This window comes from Acholeplasma hippikon (genome assembly GCF_900660755.1).
Taxonomy (GTDB): domain Bacteria; phylum Bacillota_I; class Bacilli_A; order Acholeplasmatales; family Acholeplasmataceae; genus Acholeplasma; species Acholeplasma hippikon.
In genome coordinates this window covers 1,028,597-1,051,458 of the sequence record NZ_LR215050.1, presented here as the reverse complement: position 1 = coordinate 1,051,458, position 22,862 = coordinate 1,028,597, and the positions used below count along the sequence as shown (strand labels likewise).

The 22,862-nt window shown below is 32.3% G+C and carries 23 protein-coding genes and 1 other RNA gene; 23 read left to right on the top strand and 1 reads right to left on the bottom strand.

The features are described 5' to 3' along the window. The first annotated feature begins 17 nt into the window (after positions 1-17). From EXC59_RS05220 to EXC59_RS05205, 4 genes are all read left to right on the top strand, one after another. Positions 18-1,640 carry a formate--tetrahydrofolate ligase gene (locus EXC59_RS05220; RefSeq protein ID WP_162164069.1) on the top strand — a complete coding sequence of 541 codons (1,623 nt, stop codon included), beginning with the start codon at positions 18-20 and terminating at the stop codon, positions 1,638-1,640. Further along, positions 1,637-2,470, top strand: coding sequence for a bifunctional 5,10-methylenetetrahydrofolate dehydrogenase/5,10-methenyltetrahydrofolate cyclohydrolase (locus EXC59_RS05215; protein WP_035369909.1), 834 nt, complete (start codon positions 1,637-1,639; stop codon positions 2,468-2,470). Before EXC59_RS05220 ends, EXC59_RS05215 begins: the two co-directional genes overlap by 4 nt. 4 nt (positions 2,471-2,474) lie before the next feature. Then, complete coding sequence (locus EXC59_RS05210) at positions 2,475-3,545, top strand: glycerophosphodiester phosphodiesterase family protein (RefSeq protein WP_035369912.1); 1,071 nt, start codon at positions 2,475-2,477, stop codon at positions 3,543-3,545. A gap of 191 nt (positions 3,546-3,736) precedes the next feature. After that, positions 3,737-4,771, top strand: a complete 1,035-nt coding sequence (locus EXC59_RS05205; RefSeq protein ID WP_051659070.1) for an L-threonylcarbamoyladenylate synthase — start codon at positions 3,737-3,739, stop codon at positions 4,769-4,771. 129 nt (positions 4,772-4,900) lie between these two features. Here EXC59_RS05205 and EXC59_RS05200 read toward each other — a convergent pair whose 3' ends face one another. Beyond that, entirely contained in the window at positions 4,901-5,311 is a 411-nt protein-coding gene (locus tag EXC59_RS05200) for an OsmC family protein (protein WP_035369913.1), read from the bottom strand. 98 nt (positions 5,312-5,409) lie between these two features. Here EXC59_RS05200 and EXC59_RS05195 point away from each other — a divergent pair, with 98 nt between their 5' ends. The 19 genes from EXC59_RS05195 (at position 5,410) to tkt (ending at position 22,857) form a co-directional block, all read left to right on the top strand. Then, the gene (locus tag EXC59_RS05195) at positions 5,410-5,943 is read left to right on the top strand and encodes an inorganic diphosphatase (protein ID WP_035369972.1); all 534 of its coding nucleotides are present in this window, start codon (positions 5,410-5,412) and stop codon (positions 5,941-5,943) included. A 6-nt stretch (positions 5,944-5,949) separates the two neighbouring features. Beyond that, positions 5,950-6,657: a YebC/PmpR family DNA-binding transcriptional regulator gene (locus EXC59_RS05190; RefSeq protein ID WP_035369973.1), complete on the top strand. Its 708-nt coding sequence runs from the start codon at positions 5,950-5,952 to the stop codon at positions 6,655-6,657. 173 nt (positions 6,658-6,830) lie between these two features. Continuing rightward, a complete protein-coding gene (locus EXC59_RS05185) occupies positions 6,831-9,662 on the top strand; it encodes a DUF4886 domain-containing protein (protein ID WP_051659072.1) in 2,832 nt (943 codons plus the stop codon). A gap of 247 nt (positions 9,663-9,909) precedes the next feature. Further along, positions 9,910-11,145: a serine hydroxymethyltransferase gene (gene glyA, locus EXC59_RS05180; protein WP_035369915.1), complete on the top strand. Its 1,236-nt coding sequence runs from the start codon at positions 9,910-9,912 to the stop codon at positions 11,143-11,145. A 17-nt stretch (positions 11,146-11,162) separates the two neighbouring features. After that, positions 11,163-12,458, top strand: coding sequence for an RnfABCDGE type electron transport complex subunit C (locus tag EXC59_RS05175; protein WP_035369917.1), 1,296 nt, complete (start codon positions 11,163-11,165; stop codon positions 12,456-12,458). Between the two features lie 11 nt (positions 12,459-12,469). Continuing rightward, positions 12,470-13,540 (top strand): RnfABCDGE type electron transport complex subunit D, encoded by a 1,071-nt coding sequence (locus EXC59_RS05170; RefSeq protein ID WP_162164070.1) that lies wholly within the window; start codon positions 12,470-12,472, stop codon positions 13,538-13,540. Further along, on the top strand, positions 13,537-14,472 hold the full coding sequence (locus tag EXC59_RS05165; RefSeq protein ID WP_162164071.1) for a hypothetical protein: 936 nt from the start codon (positions 13,537-13,539) through the stop codon (positions 14,470-14,472). Before EXC59_RS05170 ends, EXC59_RS05165 begins: the two co-directional genes overlap by 4 nt. Next, a complete protein-coding gene (locus EXC59_RS05160) occupies positions 14,469-15,395 on the top strand; it encodes a hypothetical protein (protein WP_162164072.1) in 927 nt (308 codons plus the stop codon). The genes EXC59_RS05165 and EXC59_RS05160 overlap by 4 nt, the downstream gene beginning before the upstream one ends. Then, the gene (locus EXC59_RS05155; RefSeq protein WP_035369925.1) at positions 15,392-15,973 is read left to right on the top strand and encodes an Rnf-Nqr domain containing protein; all 582 of its coding nucleotides are present in this window, start codon (positions 15,392-15,394) and stop codon (positions 15,971-15,973) included. The genes EXC59_RS05160 and EXC59_RS05155 overlap by 4 nt, the downstream gene beginning before the upstream one ends. Further along, positions 15,960-16,520 (top strand): hypothetical protein, encoded by a 561-nt coding sequence (locus EXC59_RS05150; protein WP_035369928.1) that lies wholly within the window; start codon positions 15,960-15,962, stop codon positions 16,518-16,520. The genes EXC59_RS05155 and EXC59_RS05150 overlap by 14 nt, the downstream gene beginning before the upstream one ends. Before the next feature lie 15 nt (positions 16,521-16,535). Further along, positions 16,536-17,603, top strand: a complete 1,068-nt coding sequence (locus EXC59_RS05145) for an FAD:protein FMN transferase (protein WP_035369930.1) — start codon at positions 16,536-16,538, stop codon at positions 17,601-17,603. Between the two features lie 2 nt (positions 17,604-17,605). Continuing rightward, the gene (locus EXC59_RS05140) at positions 17,606-18,067 is read left to right on the top strand and encodes a NusG domain II-containing protein (RefSeq protein ID WP_162164073.1); all 462 of its coding nucleotides are present in this window, start codon (positions 17,606-17,608) and stop codon (positions 18,065-18,067) included. Next, on the top strand, positions 18,064-18,573 hold the full coding sequence (locus EXC59_RS05135; RefSeq protein WP_051659073.1) for a Gx transporter family protein: 510 nt from the start codon (positions 18,064-18,066) through the stop codon (positions 18,571-18,573). The genes EXC59_RS05140 and EXC59_RS05135 overlap by 4 nt, the downstream gene beginning before the upstream one ends. 133 nt (positions 18,574-18,706) lie before the next feature. Continuing rightward, the gene (locus EXC59_RS05130; protein WP_035369935.1) at positions 18,707-18,961 is read left to right on the top strand and encodes a type B 50S ribosomal protein L31; all 255 of its coding nucleotides are present in this window, start codon (positions 18,707-18,709) and stop codon (positions 18,959-18,961) included. A 68-nt stretch (positions 18,962-19,029) separates the two neighbouring features. Beyond that, positions 19,030-19,623 carry a thymidine kinase gene (locus EXC59_RS05125; RefSeq protein ID WP_035369937.1) on the top strand — a complete coding sequence of 198 codons (594 nt, stop codon included), beginning with the start codon at positions 19,030-19,032 and terminating at the stop codon, positions 19,621-19,623. Beyond that, the gene (tadA, locus tag EXC59_RS05120; protein ID WP_035369939.1) at positions 19,610-20,065 is read left to right on the top strand and encodes a tRNA adenosine(34) deaminase TadA; all 456 of its coding nucleotides are present in this window, start codon (positions 19,610-19,612) and stop codon (positions 20,063-20,065) included. The genes EXC59_RS05125 and tadA overlap by 14 nt, the downstream gene beginning before the upstream one ends. Positions 20,066-20,081: 16 nt before the next feature. Continuing rightward, an RNA gene (gene ffs / locus EXC59_RS05115) (signal recognition particle sRNA small type) lies at positions 20,082-20,175 on the top strand. Between the two features lie 80 nt (positions 20,176-20,255). Beyond that, the gene (locus EXC59_RS05110; protein WP_035369942.1) at positions 20,256-20,906 is read left to right on the top strand and encodes a hypothetical protein; all 651 of its coding nucleotides are present in this window, start codon (positions 20,256-20,258) and stop codon (positions 20,904-20,906) included. Next, positions 20,899-22,857: a transketolase gene (gene tkt, locus EXC59_RS05105; protein WP_035369944.1), complete on the top strand. Its 1,959-nt coding sequence runs from the start codon at positions 20,899-20,901 to the stop codon at positions 22,855-22,857. Before EXC59_RS05110 ends, tkt begins: the two co-directional genes overlap by 8 nt. Positions 22,858-22,862: the final 5 nt, after the last annotated feature.

Genomic DNA, 22,862 nt, shown 5'->3' with positions numbered 1-22,862 from the left:
ATTTATGAGAGAAATAAATGTATAATGATATTAAAGATAAAGAGGGTGAAAAAATGAATAAGTATCGCTATTTAGTTGAGAACCTTGGAATCAACGAAGATGAAATTATTTCATATGGAAATGATAAATTTAAAATCTCTCCAAAAATTTTAAATAGAATCGAAAATAAACCCAACGGTAATTTAATATTAGTGAGTGCCATTAATCCAACATCAAGTGGAGAAGGAAAAACAACCGTTTCTATTGGACTTGCCCAAGGATTAAAAAAGATTGGGAAAAGTGTAATGCTTGCCTTAAGAGAACCATCACTTGGACCCGTCTTTGGTTTAAAGGGTGGAGCAACCGGAGGTGGAGTGAGTTCATTAGAACCAGCACTTGATATTGATCTACACTTTACAGGGGATTTACACGCACTAACAAGCGCGAATAACTTATTAAGCGCAGTCATCGATAATCATATTCATTTTGGTAATGAACTTAAAATAAAAGAAGTTTATTGGCAACGTGCTATGGATATGAATGATAGATCTTTAAGAAGTATTGAAACAGAAATTAGAACGGACAAATTTCAAATAACAGCCGCATCTGAAATGATGGCTATTTTAGCATTAGCAAGAGATTTCAAAGATTTACGTGAAAGAGTCTCAAACATCGTTATAGGAATAAATGAAGAAGAAAAACTTATTCATGCTAAAGACTTAGGTTGTGTAGACGCGATTTTATTACTCTTAAAAGATGCAATAAAGCCTAATATTGTTTTTGCTAAAGAAATGGTACCGGCCTTTGTTCATGCAGGACCATTTGCAAATATTGCGCATGGTTGTAGTTCAGTCATTGCAACTAATACAGCATTAAAGTTAGCTGATTACGTTGTAACCGAAGCTGGATTTGGTGCAGATTTAGGAATGGAGAAATTTTTACATATTAAACAACCTCACCTTTATGCTGGTGCTAAAATCGTTGTAGTTGTAGCAACTATAAAAGCCCTTAAATTGCATGGTGGAGCGAATGAAGATAATTTGCTAAGTGTAAATTTTGATGCCTTAGAAAAAGGTTTATCTAATCTCGAAAAACATCTAGAAAATATAAAAACCTTTAATCTAAAAAGTGTGGTCGCTATTAATAAATTCCATACAGATACACTAGAAGAAATCGAATTTTTACGTAACTGGGCTGTAAAACATAACTATAAAGTAGAATTATCTGAAGCTTATAGTTTAGGTGGATTAGGAGCAGAAAACTTAGCAAAATTAGTCATTTCAGAAATAGAACAAGCAACAACATTTAAGCCTTTATATAACTTAGAAGAAAAGCATCAAGATAAGATAGAAAGAATCGCAAAAACCTTATATGGTGCCAAGGAAGTTATATTTACAAAGAAAGCACTAGATAAGTTAAATGCTGTAAAAGATTTTAATTATCCTGTCTGTATCGCAAAGACACCTTTATCGTTATCTGGAGATCCTAAACTAAAAGGATGCCCAAAAGATTTCACTTTAGACATAAGTGATGTTAAAATATCATTTGGTGCAAAACTAATCGTAACTCTCACAAAAGGTATTAATACAATGCCGGGGTTAAACGAACATCCAAGAGCCTTAGATATTAGGGTGGATGACGAAGGAGAATTGATCATATGATATTAGACGGAAGAAAAACAGCGGATGAACTAAATTTAGTATTAAAAGAAAAAGTATCATTATTAAAGTCAAAACCAAGATTAGAAATTATTTTAGTAGGAAATGATCCTGCAAGCTTAAGTTATGTTAAAGGAAAATTATCTACAACTGAAAAACTTGGTATGGTTACTAACATTAATTATTTAGATGAACATGTAAGTGAAAAAGAAGTCTATGACTTAATTCATTCATTTAATCATAACGATGAGGTCAATGGAATCTTACTTCAACTTCCATTACCAAAACATTTAAACAGTGAAATGTTAATGGAAAGTATTGATTATAGAAAAGATGTAGATGGATTCCATACAATTAATCAAGGTTTATTATTCCAAAAGAAGGCAGGTATTCGCCCTGCAACGCCAAAAGGCATAATGATGTTACTTGATCATTACGGAATTGAAATTGAAGGGAAGCATGCGGTTGTGATTGGACGCAGCCAAATTGTTGGTGCGCCAATTTCTAAAATGTTGTTAGATAGAAATGCAACAGTTACTATTACCCATTCAAAAACAAAAAACTTAGCTGAGATTACCAAACAAGCAGATATTTTAATTGCTGCAATCGGCAAAGCTAAGTTTGTAACTAAAGATATGGTTAAACAAGGTGCTGTAGTAATTGATGTTGGTATCAATCGCGTAGATGGAAAACTTGTTGGAGATGTTGATTTTAATGAAGTGGAACCAATCGCATCTTACATTACACCTGTTCCAAAAGGTGTTGGACCCATGACAATTTGTGCTTTAGGTTATAATTTATATGAATTATATTTAAAACAAAGAGGAGAATAACAAGATGAAGAAACTAATTAAGGGGATTAAAGTGTTAGTTTATGTGGCTGCAGGATTTACAATTTTCTTTGCCGCTATCAATTTCTTACCATTTACAATCTCAAAAGTTAAAGGTGAAAATAGCTTTAGAACACATGGTAAATTACCATTAATTATTCCACACGGCGGTGCTAAAGAATTAGCTCCTGAAAACACAGTTTATGCTTACGATATGTTAGTTAATGATTTCCAAGCAGGTGTGTTAGAAATTGACTTAGCAATGACTAAAGATGGTGTATTAATCTCTCACCATGATTTAGATTTAGAAATGTCACCTGATAGTGATTACAACGGTCAATTAATTAGAAATTATACATATAATGAAATCATTAGTGAAATTATTGCAGATGATTATTATTCAGCAAGAAACTTCGTAGATATTGATGGAAATAAACCTTTTGCAAATCTAGATTCAAATCATCCCGATATGGTTAGAATGATTCCTGCTAAGATTGAAGATATCTTCGCAAATGTTGGTGATGATGTTTTATATATTTTAGAAATCAAAGATGAACCGGAAAATATCGGATATGATGCAGCAGCAGAATTAGTTAGATTAGTTGAACAATATGAATTAGTAGATAAAGTAGTCTTAGCATCATTTGATGATAGAATTATTTCATACTTTAAAGAAAACTTACCAGAAGCTAAAAACAATGCTGGAACAAAAGAAGTAACGAATTTTGCAATCTTCTCAGCATTTCATATTGATTTCTTCTGGACAGTGAAATCAGAAGTTTTAATCTTACCAAACCCAAGTTCAATGTCAATTACTGGAAGTACAGCGAAAATTTTAGATATTTTACCAAATATGTTTAGTAATTCAATCGCTAAGAAAGATGAAAATGGGGTTTACCGTGCTAACTTAATGCACAAACAATTAATTAATGATGCACATCGAAAGAATATGGCTGTATTCTATTGGACAGTAGATGATCCGGAAGAAATGCGACTATTGATTAAAAATGGTGCAGATGGAATTATTACAGATAGACCTGACCTTTTAATTGAAGTATTAAAAGAATTCCAAAACTAAACATAAAATGAGTTATCTACCACAAAAAGGATAACTCATTTTTTATTTGATAAATATCGAATTATTAACAAAAAAAGAACATTTTCAACATCTTTCTATATTTTATATAGGGTATCTATTCCCTTTTTCATCATTCTTAAGACAAAATAATCGCTTTTTGATATAATACGTTCGAAAGTGAAGTGTTCAACTTGAAAAATACCATTTGTTGGTCTAATAATGACCTAAATATTAAAGAAAATCAATCAATTTTAAAAGAAACTATACTTCAAGGGAATTTAGTTATATTCCCAACTGAAACGGTTTATGGCATTGGTGCAAACGGATTAAACCCAGAGGCATCAAAAAGAATTTACCAAGCAAAGGGAAGACCTTCTGATAACCCACTTATTCTTCATATTGCAGATCGAAATGATTTATATAAATATGTTCGTTATGTGAGTGAAGATGCTGAAAAGTTAATGGATGCATTTTGGCCAGGTCCACTGACTATGGTATTTGAAAAAAATGAACTTGTTCCTAAAGAAACTTCAGGTGGATTAGAAACAGTTGCTATTAGATTCCCTAAAGATAAAACTGCACAACAAGTAATTAAACTGGCAGGTGTTCCAATTGCAGCACCTTCAGCTAATATTTCAGGAAAACCTAGTTCAACTAAATTTGAACATGTACTAGAGGATTTTAATGGTAGGGTAGATATCATCATTGATGGTGGTCCTTCTGAGATTGGATTAGAATCTACAGTTATTGATATGACAGGAGATATTCCTACAATCCTAAGACCTGGATATGTAACTAAGAAGATGGTTGAAAAAGTCTTAAAGTATACCGTGCAAGATGTATCTGGTACAAAACCTACTGGTCAAGTAAAATCTCCTGGTATGAAATATACACACTATAAGCCCAAAGGAGAAGTCTTACTTATTAGAGGTTCGATAGAAAAAATGGCTGCTTATGTTTGTGAACAAAAAATAAAACTAGAAGGACATAAAATTGCTGTAATCTGTGAGTCTGAATATCAGGAATTATTTAATGTGAACGTTGTTCCATTAGGCTCAAAAGATAATCAATTACAAATGGCACACAATTTATTTTCAAGCCTAAGAGATATGGATAAAGAAAGTGTGGAATATATCTACATTCATTACTTAAACAAAGATGAATTAGGTTATGCATTAATGAACCGCTTAGAAAAAGCAGCAGGGTATCAAATATTAGACTTATAAGAACTCATTTAGAAACCCATCTAGGTTAGTTTTTTTATGAAAAAATAAAGCCCTACAAAATAAATAACCATGTAAGATTAAATATTTTATAGGGCATACTTTCGTAATTAAGATTTTAAAAAAACTTAATTAATATGCTTCAACTTCTAGTGTAACACCTTGTCGACCGCTAACTAATTTAGATACTGGACAGAATTTATCGGCATGTTCAACGATTGCTTTAACTTCATCAAACGGCATGTTTTCAATAGCTGCTTTTGCGTGTAGTTCAAAGCGATATCCAGTTTTTTCATGTGTAAATAAAAGTACTTCAACACGAACACGAGCCTTATTATCCAATTGTTTTAACTTTAAAATTGAGTAAATTGTGGCATTTAAACAAGTTGCCCATGAAGCACCAATTAATTGTTCTGGATTTGTGTGTTCAAGGTCTGCACCTTTAACAGGTGCAACTTGCACAGTGAAGCCGTTATCAGCAGTTACAGAACCGTTGATTCCATTTTCATTAGTAATAATTGTTTTATATGCAGGATTCATCATAACACCTCTTTTTCTTCAATTATACTATCTTTAGATAGAAAAAATACATAAATAGTGTTACAATAGTAGTGCTAATTAGAGAAAATAGGGTGAAATATATGAACATATGGCACGATATTAGTCCCAAAAGAATCACGCCAGAGCGTTTTATTGTTTGCGTTGAGATTTCAAAGGGCAGTAAAAAGAAGTACGAGTTAGATAAAGAAACAGGAATGATCATTCTTGATAGAGTCTTATTTACCTCTGCTCACTACCCAGCAAATTATGGATTCATTCCATTGACATATGCTGGAGACAAGGACCCATTAGACGTTTTAGTTTTATGCCAAGAAGACATTGAACCTATGTCATTAGTGGAATGTTACCCAATCGGGGTTATCAAAATGATTGATAGTGATGAAGTCGATGAAAAAATTATTGCGATTCCATTAGGCGATCCTTCATTAACACAATATACAGACCTTAAGAATTTACCACATCACTTATTAAGTGAGATTTCTCACTTTTTTGAGGTGTATAAATCATTAGAAGGTAAAAGAACATACATCTTAGATATCGAAAATAAGGAAGAAGCAATTAAAGTAATTGCAGAATCTATCGAAGCCTACAAAGAAAAATTTCAGAAAGAGTGAAGAATTATGGGAAGAGCATTTGAAGTCAGAAAAGTAGCTATGGCTAAAACAGCTGCTGCAAAATCAAAAGTATATTCAAAATACGGAAGAGAAATTTATATGGCAGCTAAATCAGGAACTCCAGATCCTGAAACAAACGTTAATTTAAAACGTATCATTGAAAAGGCAAAGAAAGAACAAGTAACTGCCGATGTTATTAAAAGAGCTATTGAAAAGGCTAAAGGTGGAAGTGACGAAAACTATACAGAAATTCGTTATGAAGGTTTTGGTCCAGGAAACAGCCTGATCATTGTTGAATGTTTAACTGATAACACAAATCGTTCATTATCTGATGTTAGAACTGCATTCAATAAAGCATATGGTAAATTAGGTGTGTCTGGTTCAGTATTACACCAATTTGAACACAGAGCGGTGTTTGAAGTTGAAGCTTCAGAAGATCAAATTTTAGAAGTATTATTAGAAAATGACGTTAATGTGATTGATGTTGAAGTAGAAGGTGAATTTGTTACAATCTATGCTGAACCAACAGAATATAATGCAATCAAAGATGCATTAAAATCTGCTAACTTAGAACCAACTCAAGAAAATATTACTTTCTTACCACTTCAAACAGTTGAATTAACTGAACAAGATGATATTGAAAAATTTGAAAGATTATTAAACTCATTAGATGATTTAGATGATGTTTCAAACGTATACCATAACGTAAAATAATTTAAAAACACCTTGAATGGTGTTTTTTTACTATAGCGAAGAAAACGTTTTCATATAATGATTGCCATATTATTTTTACTGGGGTATATTAGAGGAGAAGAATACAACTATATCATTATAAAGTTATTTTTTATTCAAAAATAATCGAAACGTTTCGAAATATAGGGGGTAAGATGAAAAAGATTGTTACATTCATTTTAGGGTTGTTATTTATAGGTGTGTTAATTGCATGTAATGATGACAATTCAACACAAAAGTTTGTTGTTTCGTTTGAAACAAATGGAGGAACACCGAGTATACCTAGTCAAGAAATTGAAGCTGGATTACTCATTATAGAGCCATCTTCAATTCTAAAAGAAGGATATGAATTTGGTGGTTGGTATAAAGATGATAAGTTTGAGACGAAATGGGATTTTAAAATTGATAAAGTAGACTCCAACATGACATTATTTACAAAAAGGGATGAAGTAGAAAAAGTTACCATTTCATTTGATACTAAAGGTGGAAGTGTAATAGGGGATATGAAAGTTAATAAAGGAAGTTTATTTAGTTCACCGACACCTCCAACAAAAGAAGGTTATGAATTCTCAGGATGGTATAAAGATGAAACTTATTCAAAATCATGGAGTTTTACTTTTGATAAACCCAATAAAGACATCCAGTTGATTGCTAGATGGAAGCAGGTATCAGACTATACAAAATCATTAAAGATTTTATCTATTGAAAATAGTTTCTCAGAAGATGCTCACCGTTATTTGTATAATATTGCCACATCTTATGGTGTTGATCAATGTAAAGTTGTTATTGCTAACATGTATATTGGTGGAGCAGAACTAATCCAACATGTGCAAAACGCCAACTCAAATGCAAAAGTGCATCAGTATCAGTTATATAAAGGGACAAATATGATTGCTACAAATAGCATGTCATTAGGGGAAGCAATTGCTAAAGAATATTGGGATGTAATCACATTCCAACAAGCCAGTCATCATAGTGGATTAGTATCAACATATGCAGAACATTTAACTTCACTTATTGGATGGGTAGACGCGTTAGCTGTCAACCCAAACGTGAAAATCGGGTGGCAAATGACATGGGCATACCAACAAACAAGTTCACATAGTGGTTTTGCTAATTATGTTCTTTCACAAGCAAAAATGTATCAAATGATTATAGATTCGGTAAATGAAAAAGTATTAACAAACACACAAGTTAACTTTGTTATTCCATCAGGAACTGCAATTCAAAATGCGAGAACTTCCTATGTTCAAGACACATTAACGCGTGATGGATATCACCTAAGTGATCCACTAGGAAGATACATTGCAGGTTTAATGTTCTTTAAATCAATCACAGGATTTAATATTTCACCCGAAACAATTTCGTATCGACCAAATGGTGTATCAGAAGAAGACCAACTAATGTCAATGGAAGCAGTAAATAATGACTATATAAAGCCATTTGAGGTAACAGAATCAAGTTATGATATACCTGAACCAGAGCCTATTGAAGTGGAAGGAGTTAATTATTCATTTACATATGTAAAAGGTTTTTGGAATTCAAATGCAACTTCTATTTCACCAGAATCGGACGCACTTCATAAGAATTTCGCAGCGGTTATGCCAATTGCTAAAGCATTCTTACCGGTGGGGTCTGAAATTACAATTGAAAAAGGTTATCAATATCGTGTCATTTTCTTGGAAAAACAAGGAGATGGATTTAAAGTTTTACATCGAACAGATAATTCACAAGCCCCATATGTAAAAATAGATGAAGCATTCTGGGAAAATTATCAATATATTGCTTTCAATATTTCTGAAGTTCCAACAGTTGATATTAGTTCAAGACTGGATGAGGTTGCAAGTAAACTAAAACTCTATCATCCAGAAGGAACCGGAGAAGGACACGTGGATATAGAATTAACTTATGAATTAGGTGAATGGAAAATGGATGGAAATCATCCAATACCATCAACGAAAAAATTTATTTCTATTCCTTTAACCATTGGATTCTTTATAACTGATGATATTGTGAGAGTAAAAGAGGGCTATAGATTTGTAGTTGTTGAACTGATTTATGAAAACGGATATATCGTTGTTAACATTTCAGAACCCCTCAATGAATTAGTTTTATCAGAAACTTTTAAAGAGGATAAAGAAATAATTTCGTTTATGGTGTTTGCCGAAGATAATAAAGATTTAACAGAAGAAAAACTCGAAGAAATCATAACGATTACATCACAAACAATTGAACATGAAGATGAAGATATACATTTCATACAAGGGTTTTGGGCAGATAACGCAACAAGTATCTTAACAGAAGATACTCTATTTAATAAACGTTTTATCGCCTCAAATGTACTTTCTAAGCAAAGATTCATAGGGGCTTCAAATTTAGTAATTAAAGAAGGTTACCAAGTCAGAGTTATTTTCTTAAGTTATGATGGATACGGTAACTATAAGGTTCTAAAACGATCTGATAACTTGAAAGGCGCGGTTATGATGGATGAAGCTTTCTGGCTAGACTATGAGTATATTGCATTTAATCTTTCTAAAAACCCAACACAAGATATTACTAATGATATTGAAAATGTTTCAACAAAATTAAGCATCCATCGATTTGAAGAACCACTTATTCCACACATGGATGATGAGTTAACATTTGTATCAGGTTATTGGAATGATAGAGCAATTCAAGTGACTCCGGGTACTGATTCATTTTCAAAAGGATTTGGAGCTTCAAATGTGATTTCATTAGAATCTTTAAAGAATTATTCAAGCATAACAATTGAAGAGGGATATCAAGTTAGAATTATTTTCTTCGATTATAGTTTCAATACATATACGGTATTATTTAGAACAAATAATTTAACAGGTACTATTGAACTTACAGAAGAATTACTATCAAATTATATGTATATTGGATTTAATATTTCAACAATTACTTCTTCAGATTTTTCAAATTCTTTAGAAACTCTATCTTCAAAAATCAAATTTAATATATAATCATTGAAAAGAGGTGAGTAAATCTTGCCTCTTTTTTTCGGAAAAAAAGAATGTGAAAATGAGAAAAAATTCCCATATTTCGAGTAAAGCGCTATCATTTATAGAATCGTTTGCAATAAGTGGGTATTATTAATATAATAATAACTGCGCAATCGATGAAAAAGACTTTAGTGTGTCTTGGATGAACTTTATACTTCCGTATAATGGTATAATTTAATCGTAATTTTAAAGATGAGGTATAAAGAGTATGTATTTACAAAACGAAGACCCTAAATTATATAAGTCACTAATCAAAGAATCTGTTAGACAAGATGAACACATTGAGTTAATTGCTTCTGAAAACTTTGTTTCAAAAGCAGTATTAGAGGCTCAAGGATCAATCTTGACAAATAAATATGCAGAAGGATATCCAGGCAATCGATATTACGGTGGATGTGAGTTTGTAGATGAGATTGAACGATTAGCAATTGAAAGATTAAAACAATTATTCAACGCTAAATACGTTAATGTTCAACCACATTCTGGGTCACAAGCAAATGCCTCAGTTTATCATGCACTAGTTAATCCAGGAGATACAGTACTTGGAATGAGTTTAGATGCGGGCGGACATTTAACACACGGATATAAACTTTCATTCTCGGGAAGATTCTACAAGGCTTATGCATACGGAGTTTCAAAGACTGATGAATGCATTGATTATGAAGAAGTCTTAAGAATAGCAAAAGAAGTCAACCCAAAAATGATTATTGCAGGAGCTAGTGCTTATGCAAGAACAATTGACTTTAAACGATTCAGAGAAATTGCTGATGAAGTAGGTGCATATTTATTCGTAGATATGGCACATATTGCAGGATTAGTAGCAGCTGGGGTTCACCCATCTCCGCTACCATATGCGCATGTAGTAACTTCTACAACACATAAAACGTTAAGAGGTCCACGCGGAGGCATTATCTTAACTAACGATGAAGAAGTCGCTAAAAAAATCAACAAAGCTGTGTTCCCTGGTGAACAAGGCGGACCATTAATGCATGTGATTGCAGCAAAAGCAGTTGCTTTCAAAGAGGCATTAGATCCTTCATTTGTTGAATATCAAAAACAAGTTGTTAAAAATGCTAAAGTGATGGCAGATACATTCAAAGCATTAGGTTATAGAGTCGTCTCAGGAACAACAGATAATCACTTAGTTTTAATTGATGTTAAATCTAAGTTAGGGATTACGGGTAAACTAGCAGAAGAAACGCTGTATAAAGTGAATATCACAATTAATAAAAATGCTATTCCATTTGACCAAGAAAAGCCTGCACACACTTCAGGAATCCGTTTAGGTTCCCCAGCAATGACAACAAAAGGATTTAAAGAAAAAGAATTTAAACTAATATCAGAATGGATTCATGAAGCATTGACCCACACTTCAAATGAAGAAGTTTTACAAGATATTAGAAGAAGAGTTATTGAGTTGACTAAGCAATTCAAAAATAATTAGAAAAGGGAGTGAGTTTCTTGATTACAAAGACAAGAATTATACCAGATGAGAAGCATGCTTTAAAGAAGTTACCTTTATTACATCACTTACAAGCACAATACTTATACTACCCAATTACAAACCAAAGATGTCCTGAAGGGGAAACTTGTGTTGTATTCGGTCAATTCGTAAAAGTTGGTGAAGTAATTGGTACAAGAAAGGCTGCTTTCTTTGAACAACCAATTCATGCTACAGTTTCAGGAGAAGTTGTAGGGCATGAAATGAAATACGATGCAACAGGTAAAAAAGTTGACTGTTTAATCGTTAAAAATGATTTCAAATATGAATTACATGAATCAGTTAAAACAAGAACTGATGAAGAAATCGAGAAACTAACTAAGGAAGACTATATTAAGATTGCTAAAGATGCTGGTTTAGTCGGTTTAGGTGGTTCTGGTTTCCCAACTTACATCAAGTTAAATACAAAATCGAAGATTGATATTGTTTTAGCAAATGGTGTTGAGTGTGAACCTAAATTAATTTCAGACTATGAATTAATGATGAATCATCCAGAAGAATTAATCAAAGGGTTAATTTATGCGATGAATGCAGTTGGAGCAAAACAAGGAGTAATCGCAGTTAAAAAGAAATACGTTGAATTAGTTGAACGTTTAAACTTTGCATTAGCTGCTTTCCATGATTATGATATTAAAGTCACTCCAGTTGGAAATTACTATCCACAAGGATGGGAATTAGAAGCAATCAAATCTGCAACAGGTATTGTTGTACCACAAGGTAAATTACCAGGTGATTATGGAGTTATTCCATTTAACGTTTCAACATTACAATCTTTATACCATGCAGTTAAATTTGGATTACCAGTACTTGAAAGATACTTTGTGATTTCAGGTGATGGTGCTGTTAATAAATCATTTAAAGCAAGAATTGGTACTTCAATTCAAAGTTTATTAGACATCGCTGGTGGATATATTGAACCAAGTATTCCTAAGACTTTAATCTTAGGTGGACCAATGATGGGGTCAAGTTTACTAAGTGATGATATCGTGTTACAGCACACAACAACATCATTAATTGTTCAAAATACGCCATTCTTAGATGAAGATCCATGTATTCACTGTGCATCATGTGTTTACTCATGTCCAGTAAGTTTACAACCAGTTCAAATCATGAATGCTGTAAAAGCAGAAGACAAAGATTTCTTAAAAGCCTTGACTGTTAATAAGTGTATCGAATGTGGATTATGTTCATTCGTATGTCCATCTAAGATTCACTTAACAGATTACATGCGTCAAGGTAAGAGAATGATTCGATAAGGAGATAAGACATGCAAAAAGTAAATATTGTTCCACGCACCTCTCCTTATGTACGTAAGGAAACATCTACAAAACGTATGATGGTTGACGTGTTAATCGCTTTAACACCTGTAACATTCTTCTCAGTATATAAATATGGAATGGATGCATTAACAAGAATTTTAGTGAGTTTACTAGTATTCATTTTAGTAGAAGCAGTATACTTCTTATCTGTTACTAAAGCAGAAGGTGATCACTTTAGTGAGCGTTTATCAAATAAATTTAAGAAATATTCAATTAATAACTTAACTGCTCCAGCGGTAAGTGGATTAATTTATGCAATGTTATTACCAGATCAGTTACCATTCTATGCAGTCATTATGGGTGCATTATTCGGGTCATTAGTTGGTAAGATGATCTTTGGTGGTTTAGGATTTAACATCTTTAACCCAGCAGCACTTGGCAGAGTATTCATTGCAATTTCATTTACAACATTATTCCAAGGTAGTTATGGTGCAGTAGATGCTGCAGCAGGTGCAACACCACTATCTACACAATTTCCAAATGTATTTAACTCATATTCATTAATTGATATGTTAACTGGTAACATTCCAGGGGCAATGGGCGAAATCAACTCAATTCTAATCTTAATGGGTATGGCTTATCTAATCATTAGAAAGAGTGCAGATTTTAGACCAATCCTATCAGCATCATTAATTTTTGTTGTATTAACGACAATTGCAGGTTACTTCTTACAACCTAACCATTTAGTTGAGTTCGTATTATATCATTTATTATCGGGTGGATTATTATTTGGTTTAGCATTTATGGTTACAGACCCAGCGACCTCACCAGTTTCAAGACCAGGTAGATGGTACTTTGGATTAATTATTGGTACCGTAATCTTTGCAATTAGAATCTTTGGTAACCTACCAGAAGGGGTTGCGTTCGCATTATTATTTGCTAATATGTTAACTCCAGTGATTGATTATCCATTATGGTCAACAAATAAATTTAAGACTAGATTCTTTGTGACATATGGTGTTTCATTCGCTTTAATTACATTATTTGGATTCTTATTATTAGGAGGGTACATCGCATGAAACTAAAAAGCATGTTAACTTTTATTGTTACTATCCTAATTAGCTTTATTTTAGCGATTACAACATATGTAATCTTTAACCCAATTAAAGTAGAAAAACAAAACCAAATCACTTTAGAAAAAATTCGTGAAGTGATTCCAATGGCAAAAACATTTGAATTAAATAAAGCAACAACTGTAAATGGTACAGAAATTAGTTTAAGCGGACGTGTTAAAGACGTAAGCGGTAAAGAATTAGGTTACGTTTATGAAATGAACGAAAAAAATGGTTTTGGTAATATCAAAATCTTAGTTGCCGCTGATGTTAAAGGTATTATTACAAAAACAGTTATTGTTGAATTAAATCAAACAATGTATGTGGCACAATCAGAAAAATTAATCGCAGCATACGTAAATCAAAACTTATCAAAAATTACAGATTTAAACGCTGGTGCAACTTCAGTTTCTCACAATACAATTATGGGTATGTTTAGAAACTTAGGAGAACATCATAAAGTAGTTCCTCAATTTGACAATAAACCAGCTTACTTTGATTTCTTTGGAGAAGATTATGTTATCAAATCTACAGATACTAAAGTGATTGATGGTGCAGAAGTAAAAGTTGAAGTAATTAAAGATAAGGGTTATGTTTATTCGTTAAATAAGAAGAGCATTTACAACTCAGATAGTTCAACTGAAAAAGCAATTACATTAGTGATTGCAATGGACAATGATGGCAAGATTTTAGGCGCATTATTACCGGTTGAAACATATGAACATACAATGGGCTACCGTACATTAGCATTAACATACGCTAACTCATTTAAAGACACAAACATCGCTGACTTCGTTGATGCTTATGCAGGAGTATCAGCGGATGATGGAGAACCTAATAATACAAAATGGTTAATCCATAGATTATATGTGATTGCTAAGGAGGTTTATTTAGCATGAAAAAAGAAAACCTAATCTTAGTGCTTTGCTTTGTGATGATGTTTGTATTAGGTATTGTTGTGGTATCAATCCAAACAGTACTCCCATCTACACCAGTTGACAAAATGTTTAATCAAAAAGTAAACATTGTTAACGAGAAAACGGTTGTAGATAGCGATTATGTAAATATTCGTTCACATGCAGACGTGATGTCATTAAGCAATGAAAAATTAGCCGACCTTTATGTGGTTACTGCTAATCACCCAACATACTTTGATTTAGAATTATATGTTGCAATTGATGCTAACGGTAAAGTTTATGCAATTGATAAAAAAGTTGAAACACATGATTCAACATCTGCAAGTTATTTTAAATTAGTAAGAAATTACTTATTACAAAACTATAATGGATTATATTATGAAAACGTACAATACATTGATGGTGCTGCTGGTGCAACAACAATTGGTGTATCTCGTTCAACTATTAAAGCAGCTGTAAGCCAAACAATTATTTATCATAATGGTGAACCGATTGACCATTTAGAATTATTATTTGGTACAGATGCATACACATTAACTAATACATCTACAGTTAACAAAATTACTATAATGGATGTAACAGTTGGTGGTGTTCAATATAAGGTTTATCAACATACTGGCGAAGGTGATTATTATGATCACTCAGCAACACATGTTGCGCCAATTACAATCTTTGTAGCATTAGATGCATCAAATGATATTAAATTTGTATCATTACCTGAAGATTTATATGGTCATACAGGTGGATCATACTATACAAGATCAGTAAATTATTTCAATAGTTATGTTAGTACAAATATTAATGATGAATTAGTTGATTACACTGCGGGCCCAACTGATGAATCAATGGGATCACAATATTTAATCACAAAACTATTAAATGAAATTAAGGAAGTGGTATCATGAAACAATTTGTTAAATCTATGATTATTTTAAGCATTTTACCACTTATCTTTATCTCAACAACATTTGAAAATGCATTGATTGCGGGTTTAGTTTTAGTTGTTGTTACAATGGCAATTAAGGGATTATCATTATTAATTGATAAACTTGCTGAGGGAAGATTTAGAACATATACATATGTAATCTTAACTGCAGGTATTGTATCACTATTAAATATTATTTTAGGAACTTATATTTCTCAAACAGAGTTATATTCTATATATTTCGTATTATTCATTTTAAATGTGGATTTAGTATATAACCCATCTGAAAAAGTAACAGCGGTAAAACAATTAGTCATTTCAGCATTATCATTCGTATTAATTGTGTTTGTTGGTCTGTTAAGAGAAGTGTTAGGAACTGGCACATTAACAATTGCATTATTCAATGTAGATACAATTCAAATCTTCGCATCTAAATATGCAATTAGTTTCCTACAACAAGCATCTGGTGGATTTGTGTTAGCAGGTTTTGTATTTGGTATCATCAATTCATTAGACTTTATTAAAGTTAAGGAGGTAGCTAAAGATGACATTCTATAGTATTTTAGCAAGTCTATTAACAGCCGCGATCCTATCAAACGTTGTTCTACAAGGTCTTGGATTAGAAGTATTAAGTCAAAAAGAATTAAGAGTTAAAAATGTATTTATTCGTGCTTGTATCATTGCGGTATTAGCTTTTGTTGCATACTTAATTGATTTTGTACTTTATACATTTATCTTAGTTCCGTTAGATGCAACATTCTTAAATTTAGTTGTGGTAGCATTATTAGCTATTGGATTAAATGAAATATATCAATTATTAGTCGCAAAAGTTAAATTATCTTTACCACAAGATGAAAAAATCGGATTACAATCCGTATTATTATTAGTTGCGTTTATGGGTATTGCAACAATGACATTTGGTAACGGCATAGTTATTGTATTAGGTTCCTTAGTAGGCTATATTCTATTCGCATCATTAATTACAATTATTCAAACAAGAATCCGTATTAATCCGGTATTAAAAGGATTCAAAGGACTTCCAATTCTATTAATTATCATTGGCTTAATTGCTATGGTATTAACAGGATTAGGCGGAATTTTCTAATCGAGGTATAAACACATGAAAAAAGGATTGCTGCTATTCAATTTAATACTATTAGGAGCAGTCCTTTTAGCTTGTGAAAAAAAGCCTGTTCCACCAACGAAAGATTCAATGACTTTTTATGCAATGGATACACAAATAGTTATTGATTTAACATATAGTAATGCATCAAACAAAGCAGAAATCTATAAAGATATTGAAGATATCTACATGTTATATGATGAGATTTCTGATAACTTTAGAAAATATCCTGGCGTACATAATGTTTACTATATTAATGAACAAGCTGATTTATCAGAGGCTGAAGCAACAGTTGAAATCACAAAAGAATTATATGATTTAATTGACTTCGCATATTATATACAAAAAAATTCTAATGGTTACTTTGACATTGCGATTGGCAAGATTATTGATATTTGGAAATCCATTATAGAAGAGTATGAGATGGGCTTCTTATTAGACCCAGATGCTGCAGTTGAGTGGGCATTAAAAGAAGTAGAAAAAATTGATATCATTGAAGACCCAATTAAGTTATTCACACAAGATAATAAATATTTTATTACCCTTAAAAAAGGTGCAAAAATTGATTTAGGTGCAGTTGCTAAAGGATATACAACTCAAAAAGCAATTGACTATTTAAAGAATAACAACATAGAAAATTACTTAATCAATGGTGGTACCTCTTCGCTTGCTTTAGGCGTAAAAACTAAAGAAACACCAAACTTCAATATTGGCCTTGTGAACCCATTAAATATATATCAAAATTATGGTATTGTAAGAGCAAAAAACACTGTGATTACAACTTCAGGAAGCAACATGCAAAAATTTGAAACTTCCGATGGAACTTGGTATCACCACATCGTTTCACCAAAAACTAAAAAACCTGAAAATATATATTATGCAATTAGTATTATCGGTGAAGGCGCAGGATTGATGGATGCATATTCAACTGCTCTATTTAGTATGCCTCTTGATGAGGTTAAAGAATTCTTGAAAAATAAAGACATCGAATTTATTGCGTATCAAATTGATCAAACAATCGAAATAGTTAATCCATCTGGTAGATTTACAAAGACAGGTAATTAATAATGAAGAAAAAAGATTATCTATTAATTGGTGGATTATTTATAATCATTTTAATATCCTTTATTTGGATAAACCTAAGTCAAGGAAAACCATCCACAATTGCTAAGGTTTATCATATAAATGATGTTGTAATTGAAGTTGACTTTAGTAAAAACACATACCAATTGTATCCACAAAAAGTTGATAACAACTATCCAAAACTTATTGAACCTTTATCAAAAGAAGGAGCTGACTTAGCGTTTGTAATGCTTGGTGATTTCTTTATTGGTGACAGAAGAACTGAATTAATCATTGAAGTTGATTTTGATACAAAAAGTATTAGAATTGAAAGAGATGAAACACCTAAACAAATTGGCGTGAATAGAAATTGGTATAATGGTAAAGGTTTACCAGTTGTTTCATTACCAAATAAAGTTTCAATTAGATTTGAACAAACAAATGATGATTTAGACGGAGTTATATGAATAATTTAAAAACAATTACAACTTTATCTATGATGTTAGCGAGTGCAATTGTCTTAAACGTCATTGAAATGTCAATTAATGTCATTCCAGTTCCTGGCGCTAAGATTGGATTTGCTAACCTTGTGACTGTAATTGTTTTATATATCTATGGATTTAAAAAAGCATTTTTAGTCACTATTCTAAGAGTGTTGATTGTTGCGTTATTATATCGCTCATTTACAATCACATTTTGGATGGGACTAGGTGGTGCAATTCTATCTATAATAACAATGGGTATATTAAAACAATGGTTCAAATTACACCCAATTACGGTATCAGTTTTTGGTGCTATTTTACACACGATTGGACAGGTTTTAGTAGGTATGTACTTATTAAGTACTGAATTGTTAATTCTTTACTTACCAATCATGTTATTAATCAGTGTTCCAGCCGGCGTATTTATTGGCATCATTTCCAACAGATTCTTTACTATTTTCAAAAACAGACCACACCCAAAAGGATACTAAAAAACGACTTTTTACCAAAAAAACCATATATATTAGAATATAAAGTATTTTATTGCAATAATAAATATGAAATGATATAATGAATTAGCAAAAACTTACTATGAGACCTAACTCATGGCGGAAGGAGTAAAACATGAAACAAGGAATTCATCCAAAAACTAGATTAGTAATCTTCCAAGATGCTCAAACTAACAAACAGTTTTTAATTGAATCTTCTATCAACACAAAAGAAACTGGCGTGTATGAAAAAGATGGACAAACTTATCCATTAGTGAAATTAGAAGTAACTTCTGATACTCACCCATTCTACACTGGTCAACAAACATTCGTTGCTCAAGCTGGTCAAGTTGATAAATTCAATAAACGTTTACAAAAGAGTCAAAAATAACAATAAAGCGAGATTGAAATATATCTCGCTTTTTGATACACTAAAATAAAACAAGAGGGGAAATGAAGATGTATCATACATATAAAAATGGATTTATTGAAGTTGTTTGTGGACCAATGTTTGCTGGTAAAACTGAAGAATTAATCAGACGAGCAAAACGTTTAAGATACGCGAAACAAAAATTTCAAGTATTTAAACCGAGTATAGACAATAGATATAGTCTAAAATCTGAAATTGTTTCCCACAACCTATTAACAGAGGATGCAATTTTAATTAATCATTCAAGTGAAATTTTAAATCTTTTAGAACCAGATACTGAAGCTGTTATTATTGATGAAGCTCAGTTTTTAGACGATGGTGTGATTAAAATTGCCGATACGTTAGCTGACAAAGGATTAAGAGTAATTATTGGTGGATTAGATCGTGATTTTAAGGGTGAACCTTTTGGTCCAATGCCACAGTTATTAGCAATTGCTGAGTTTGTAACAAAGCTGACTGCAATTTGCGTTAAAACGGGCATGCCTGCTACGAGAACACAAAGAATCATTAATGGGCAACCAGCAAGATACGATGATCCAATCGTAGTTGTAGGTGCATCAGATTCATATGAACCTCGTTCACGTCATGCACATGAAGTTGTAGGAAAAGATGAACAAAAATAGTCACGAGTATTTCATGAACGAAGCACTTAAAGAAGCAAAAAAAGCATTCATCAAAGATGAGGTTCCTGTAGGTGCAGTCGTTGTTTATGAGGGTAAAATAATTGCAAGAGCCCACAATTTACGTGAAAGTAAACAAGATTTTGCGGGGCATGCCGAATTTCTAGCGATGAAAAAAGCATCTAAGAAAATTGGGTCATGGCGTTTGGAAAATTGTGATGTTTATGTTACACTAGAACCATGCAGTATGTGTGCTGGCGCAATGATTCAATCAAGAATCAGAAATTTATATTATGGCGCAAAAGATCAAAAGGCTGGAGCGGTTGAAAGTGTTATAAAATTGCTTGACAATCCCTTTAATCATCGCATACAATATATAGGCGGAATCGAAGCGTCAAAAGCTTCAATGATGCTTAAAGAATTTTTTAAAAAATTAAGAAGTTAATTAGAAACATCCCTATGGGGTATTCTCATTCAACATTAAGGAACGAACCTGGTCAGGCCTTGAGTGGAGCAGCCATAAGTTACCTGATGTGTGGGTGAGGATACCCCATGGGGATGTTTTTTTCTATTCATAAAGTATTATATCTTTATGATATAATTTAAAGTAGAATTCACATATCGGAGGAAATGAAATGAAAATTTTACCAAGAGAGTACGCAAAAGCACAAGGTCAACCATTTAGAGTTGAAGATTATAAAGGTGCTAAATTAGAAATGTATTATTTAGATGATAGAAGTGATTATGGAAAGTTCGCACAACGTGGTAGATTTTCTGTATGGACTTCAAATGGAGTAGACTATCGTTTATTTGTTGACAAAGGATACTATAACGCAGTTGAAGATTTATATAAAAATGAAGTAAACACAATTTGGTTAGATTTCACAAACAGCATTTATGGAGAACATAAGAAAATGTCTAAGTTCTTCATGTTAATTCAATTAGGATTATTCGTTGTAGCATTTGCTGCATTAATGTTCTTACCAATGGCATTCCCTGCTGCTGGAGATATTATTTTCTTAGTTGTAATGGTTCTTATGTTTGTTGGTATTATGACTTCATCTCAAATTCAACAAAAGAAATTAAAGGCTTTAGTGGCTAAAGAAAATGAAAAAGCATCAACACTAATCAAACAAGAACTTGGTGAAGAACATTTTAAAGAAATTCTTGCTAAACAAGAAAAATATTATGAATCATATTTCAAACCTTCAGTAGATGAAGAAGTGACTGAAGAAATTGAAACTGAAAACAATGAAGAAGAAAATACAGGGGAAAACAATGAATAAAGATCAACTTGCTATTAATACGATTCGTTTTTTAGGAGTGGATGCAATTAACGCTGCAAACAGTGGGCATCCTGGTATCGTGATTGGTGCTGCACCAATGGCACATACATTATTTACTAAACATTTAAATATTTATCCAAAAAATAAGTCATGGATTAACCGTGATAGATTCGTTTTATCAGCAGGTCACGGCTCAGCGTTACTTTATGCTTTAAACCATTTATCAGGATATAAAATTTCATTAGCAGATTTAAAGAACTTTAGAAATTACCCAGGAATTACACCTGGTCATCCTGAATATGGTCATACAGAAGGCGTAGAAGCAACAACTGGACCGCTTGGACAAGGTATTTCAAATGCAGTAGGTATGGCAATTGCTGAAGCGCATTTAGCAGCTAAGTTCAATCAAGAAGGATTTAATATCATTGATCACTATACATATGTTTTATGTGGCGATGGAGACTTACAAGAAGGTGTTGCGTTAGAAGCAATTTCTTTAGCGGGTCACCTAGGCTTAGGAAAATTAATTGTATTATATGATTCAAATGATATTCAATTAGATGGAAAAACAAGTTTAGCTATCTCTGATGATGTTAAGAAGAAGTTTGAAGCACAAGGATGGCAATACATTAAAGTTAATGATGGTGAAGATATTGCTAAAGTTAACCAAGCAATTATTAAAGCGAAAAAAGAATTAAACAAACCAACCATCATTGAAGTAAAAACAATCATTGGTCGCGGAACATCAAATGAAGGCACTTCAAAAGTTCACGGATCTCCAATTGGAGAAGCAGAAGCAAGTAAACTAAGAGAAAAATTAGGATATACTTATGCACCGTTTGAAGTAGCTAAAGAAGTATATAGTTTATACAAGTCAAAAGTATTTAATCGTGGTAAAAAAGCATTCAATGAATGGGAAAAGATGTTTGCTTCATATGAGGTAGCTTTCCCAGCATTAGCAAAAGAATTTAAACAATATTTATCAGGAGAATTTAATTTAGATTTCAGCAGTTTAGTTTTTGCTGAAGGATCAAAAGATGCAACAAGAAACATGCTTGGAAAAGCACTAGACTTAGCATCTAAATTAAATGGAAACATTATTGGAGGTTCAGCAGACTTAACTTCTTCAACAAAGGCAAAAGGTGCTGATGGAAACTTCCTAAAGGATAGTTATATTGGTAGAAATATTAACTTTGGTGTAAGAGAGCATGCAATGGGTGCTGTTGTTAATGGTATTAATTTACATGGTGGATTAAGATCGTTTTCAGGTGCATTCTTCGTTTTCTCTGATTACATGAAGCCAACATTACGTTTAGCTGCAATGATGCATTTACCATCACTATTCATCTTCTCACACGATTCAGTAGCGGTTGGTGAAGATGGACCAACACATGAACCAATTGAACAATTAGTTGGGTTAAGAAGCATTCCTAATTTAGGAGTTATTCGTCCTGCAGACGGTACAGAAACAATTTCAGCGTTAGAAATTGCATTATCAAGAAAGAATAAACCAACTGCAATCATTACATCACGTCAAAATGTTCGTAACTTAGCAACAACTTCTAAGGAAGGCGTGGCAAAAGGAGCTTATATCGTTGATAAAGAAAATGTGAAATTAGACGGAATTTTACTTGCTGCAGGTAGTGAAGTAGAATTAGCAATCGAAACTAAAGCAATCTTAAAAGAAAAAGGGTATGATATTAGAGTTGTATCTATGCCATCTCATGATGAATTCTTAGATCAAGATAAAGCATACCAAATGAGTATCTTACCAAAAGGTGTGAAGACATTAGCAATTGAAATGGGATCAAGTTATTCTTGGTATCGTTTTACAGAACACGTGATGGGAATTGATACATACGGTTTATCAGCAGCTCAAAATAAAGTTGTTGAACATTTCGGATTCGTTCCGGAAATTGTAGCGGAAAAATTTGTAGGTATAATGGAGTAATAAAA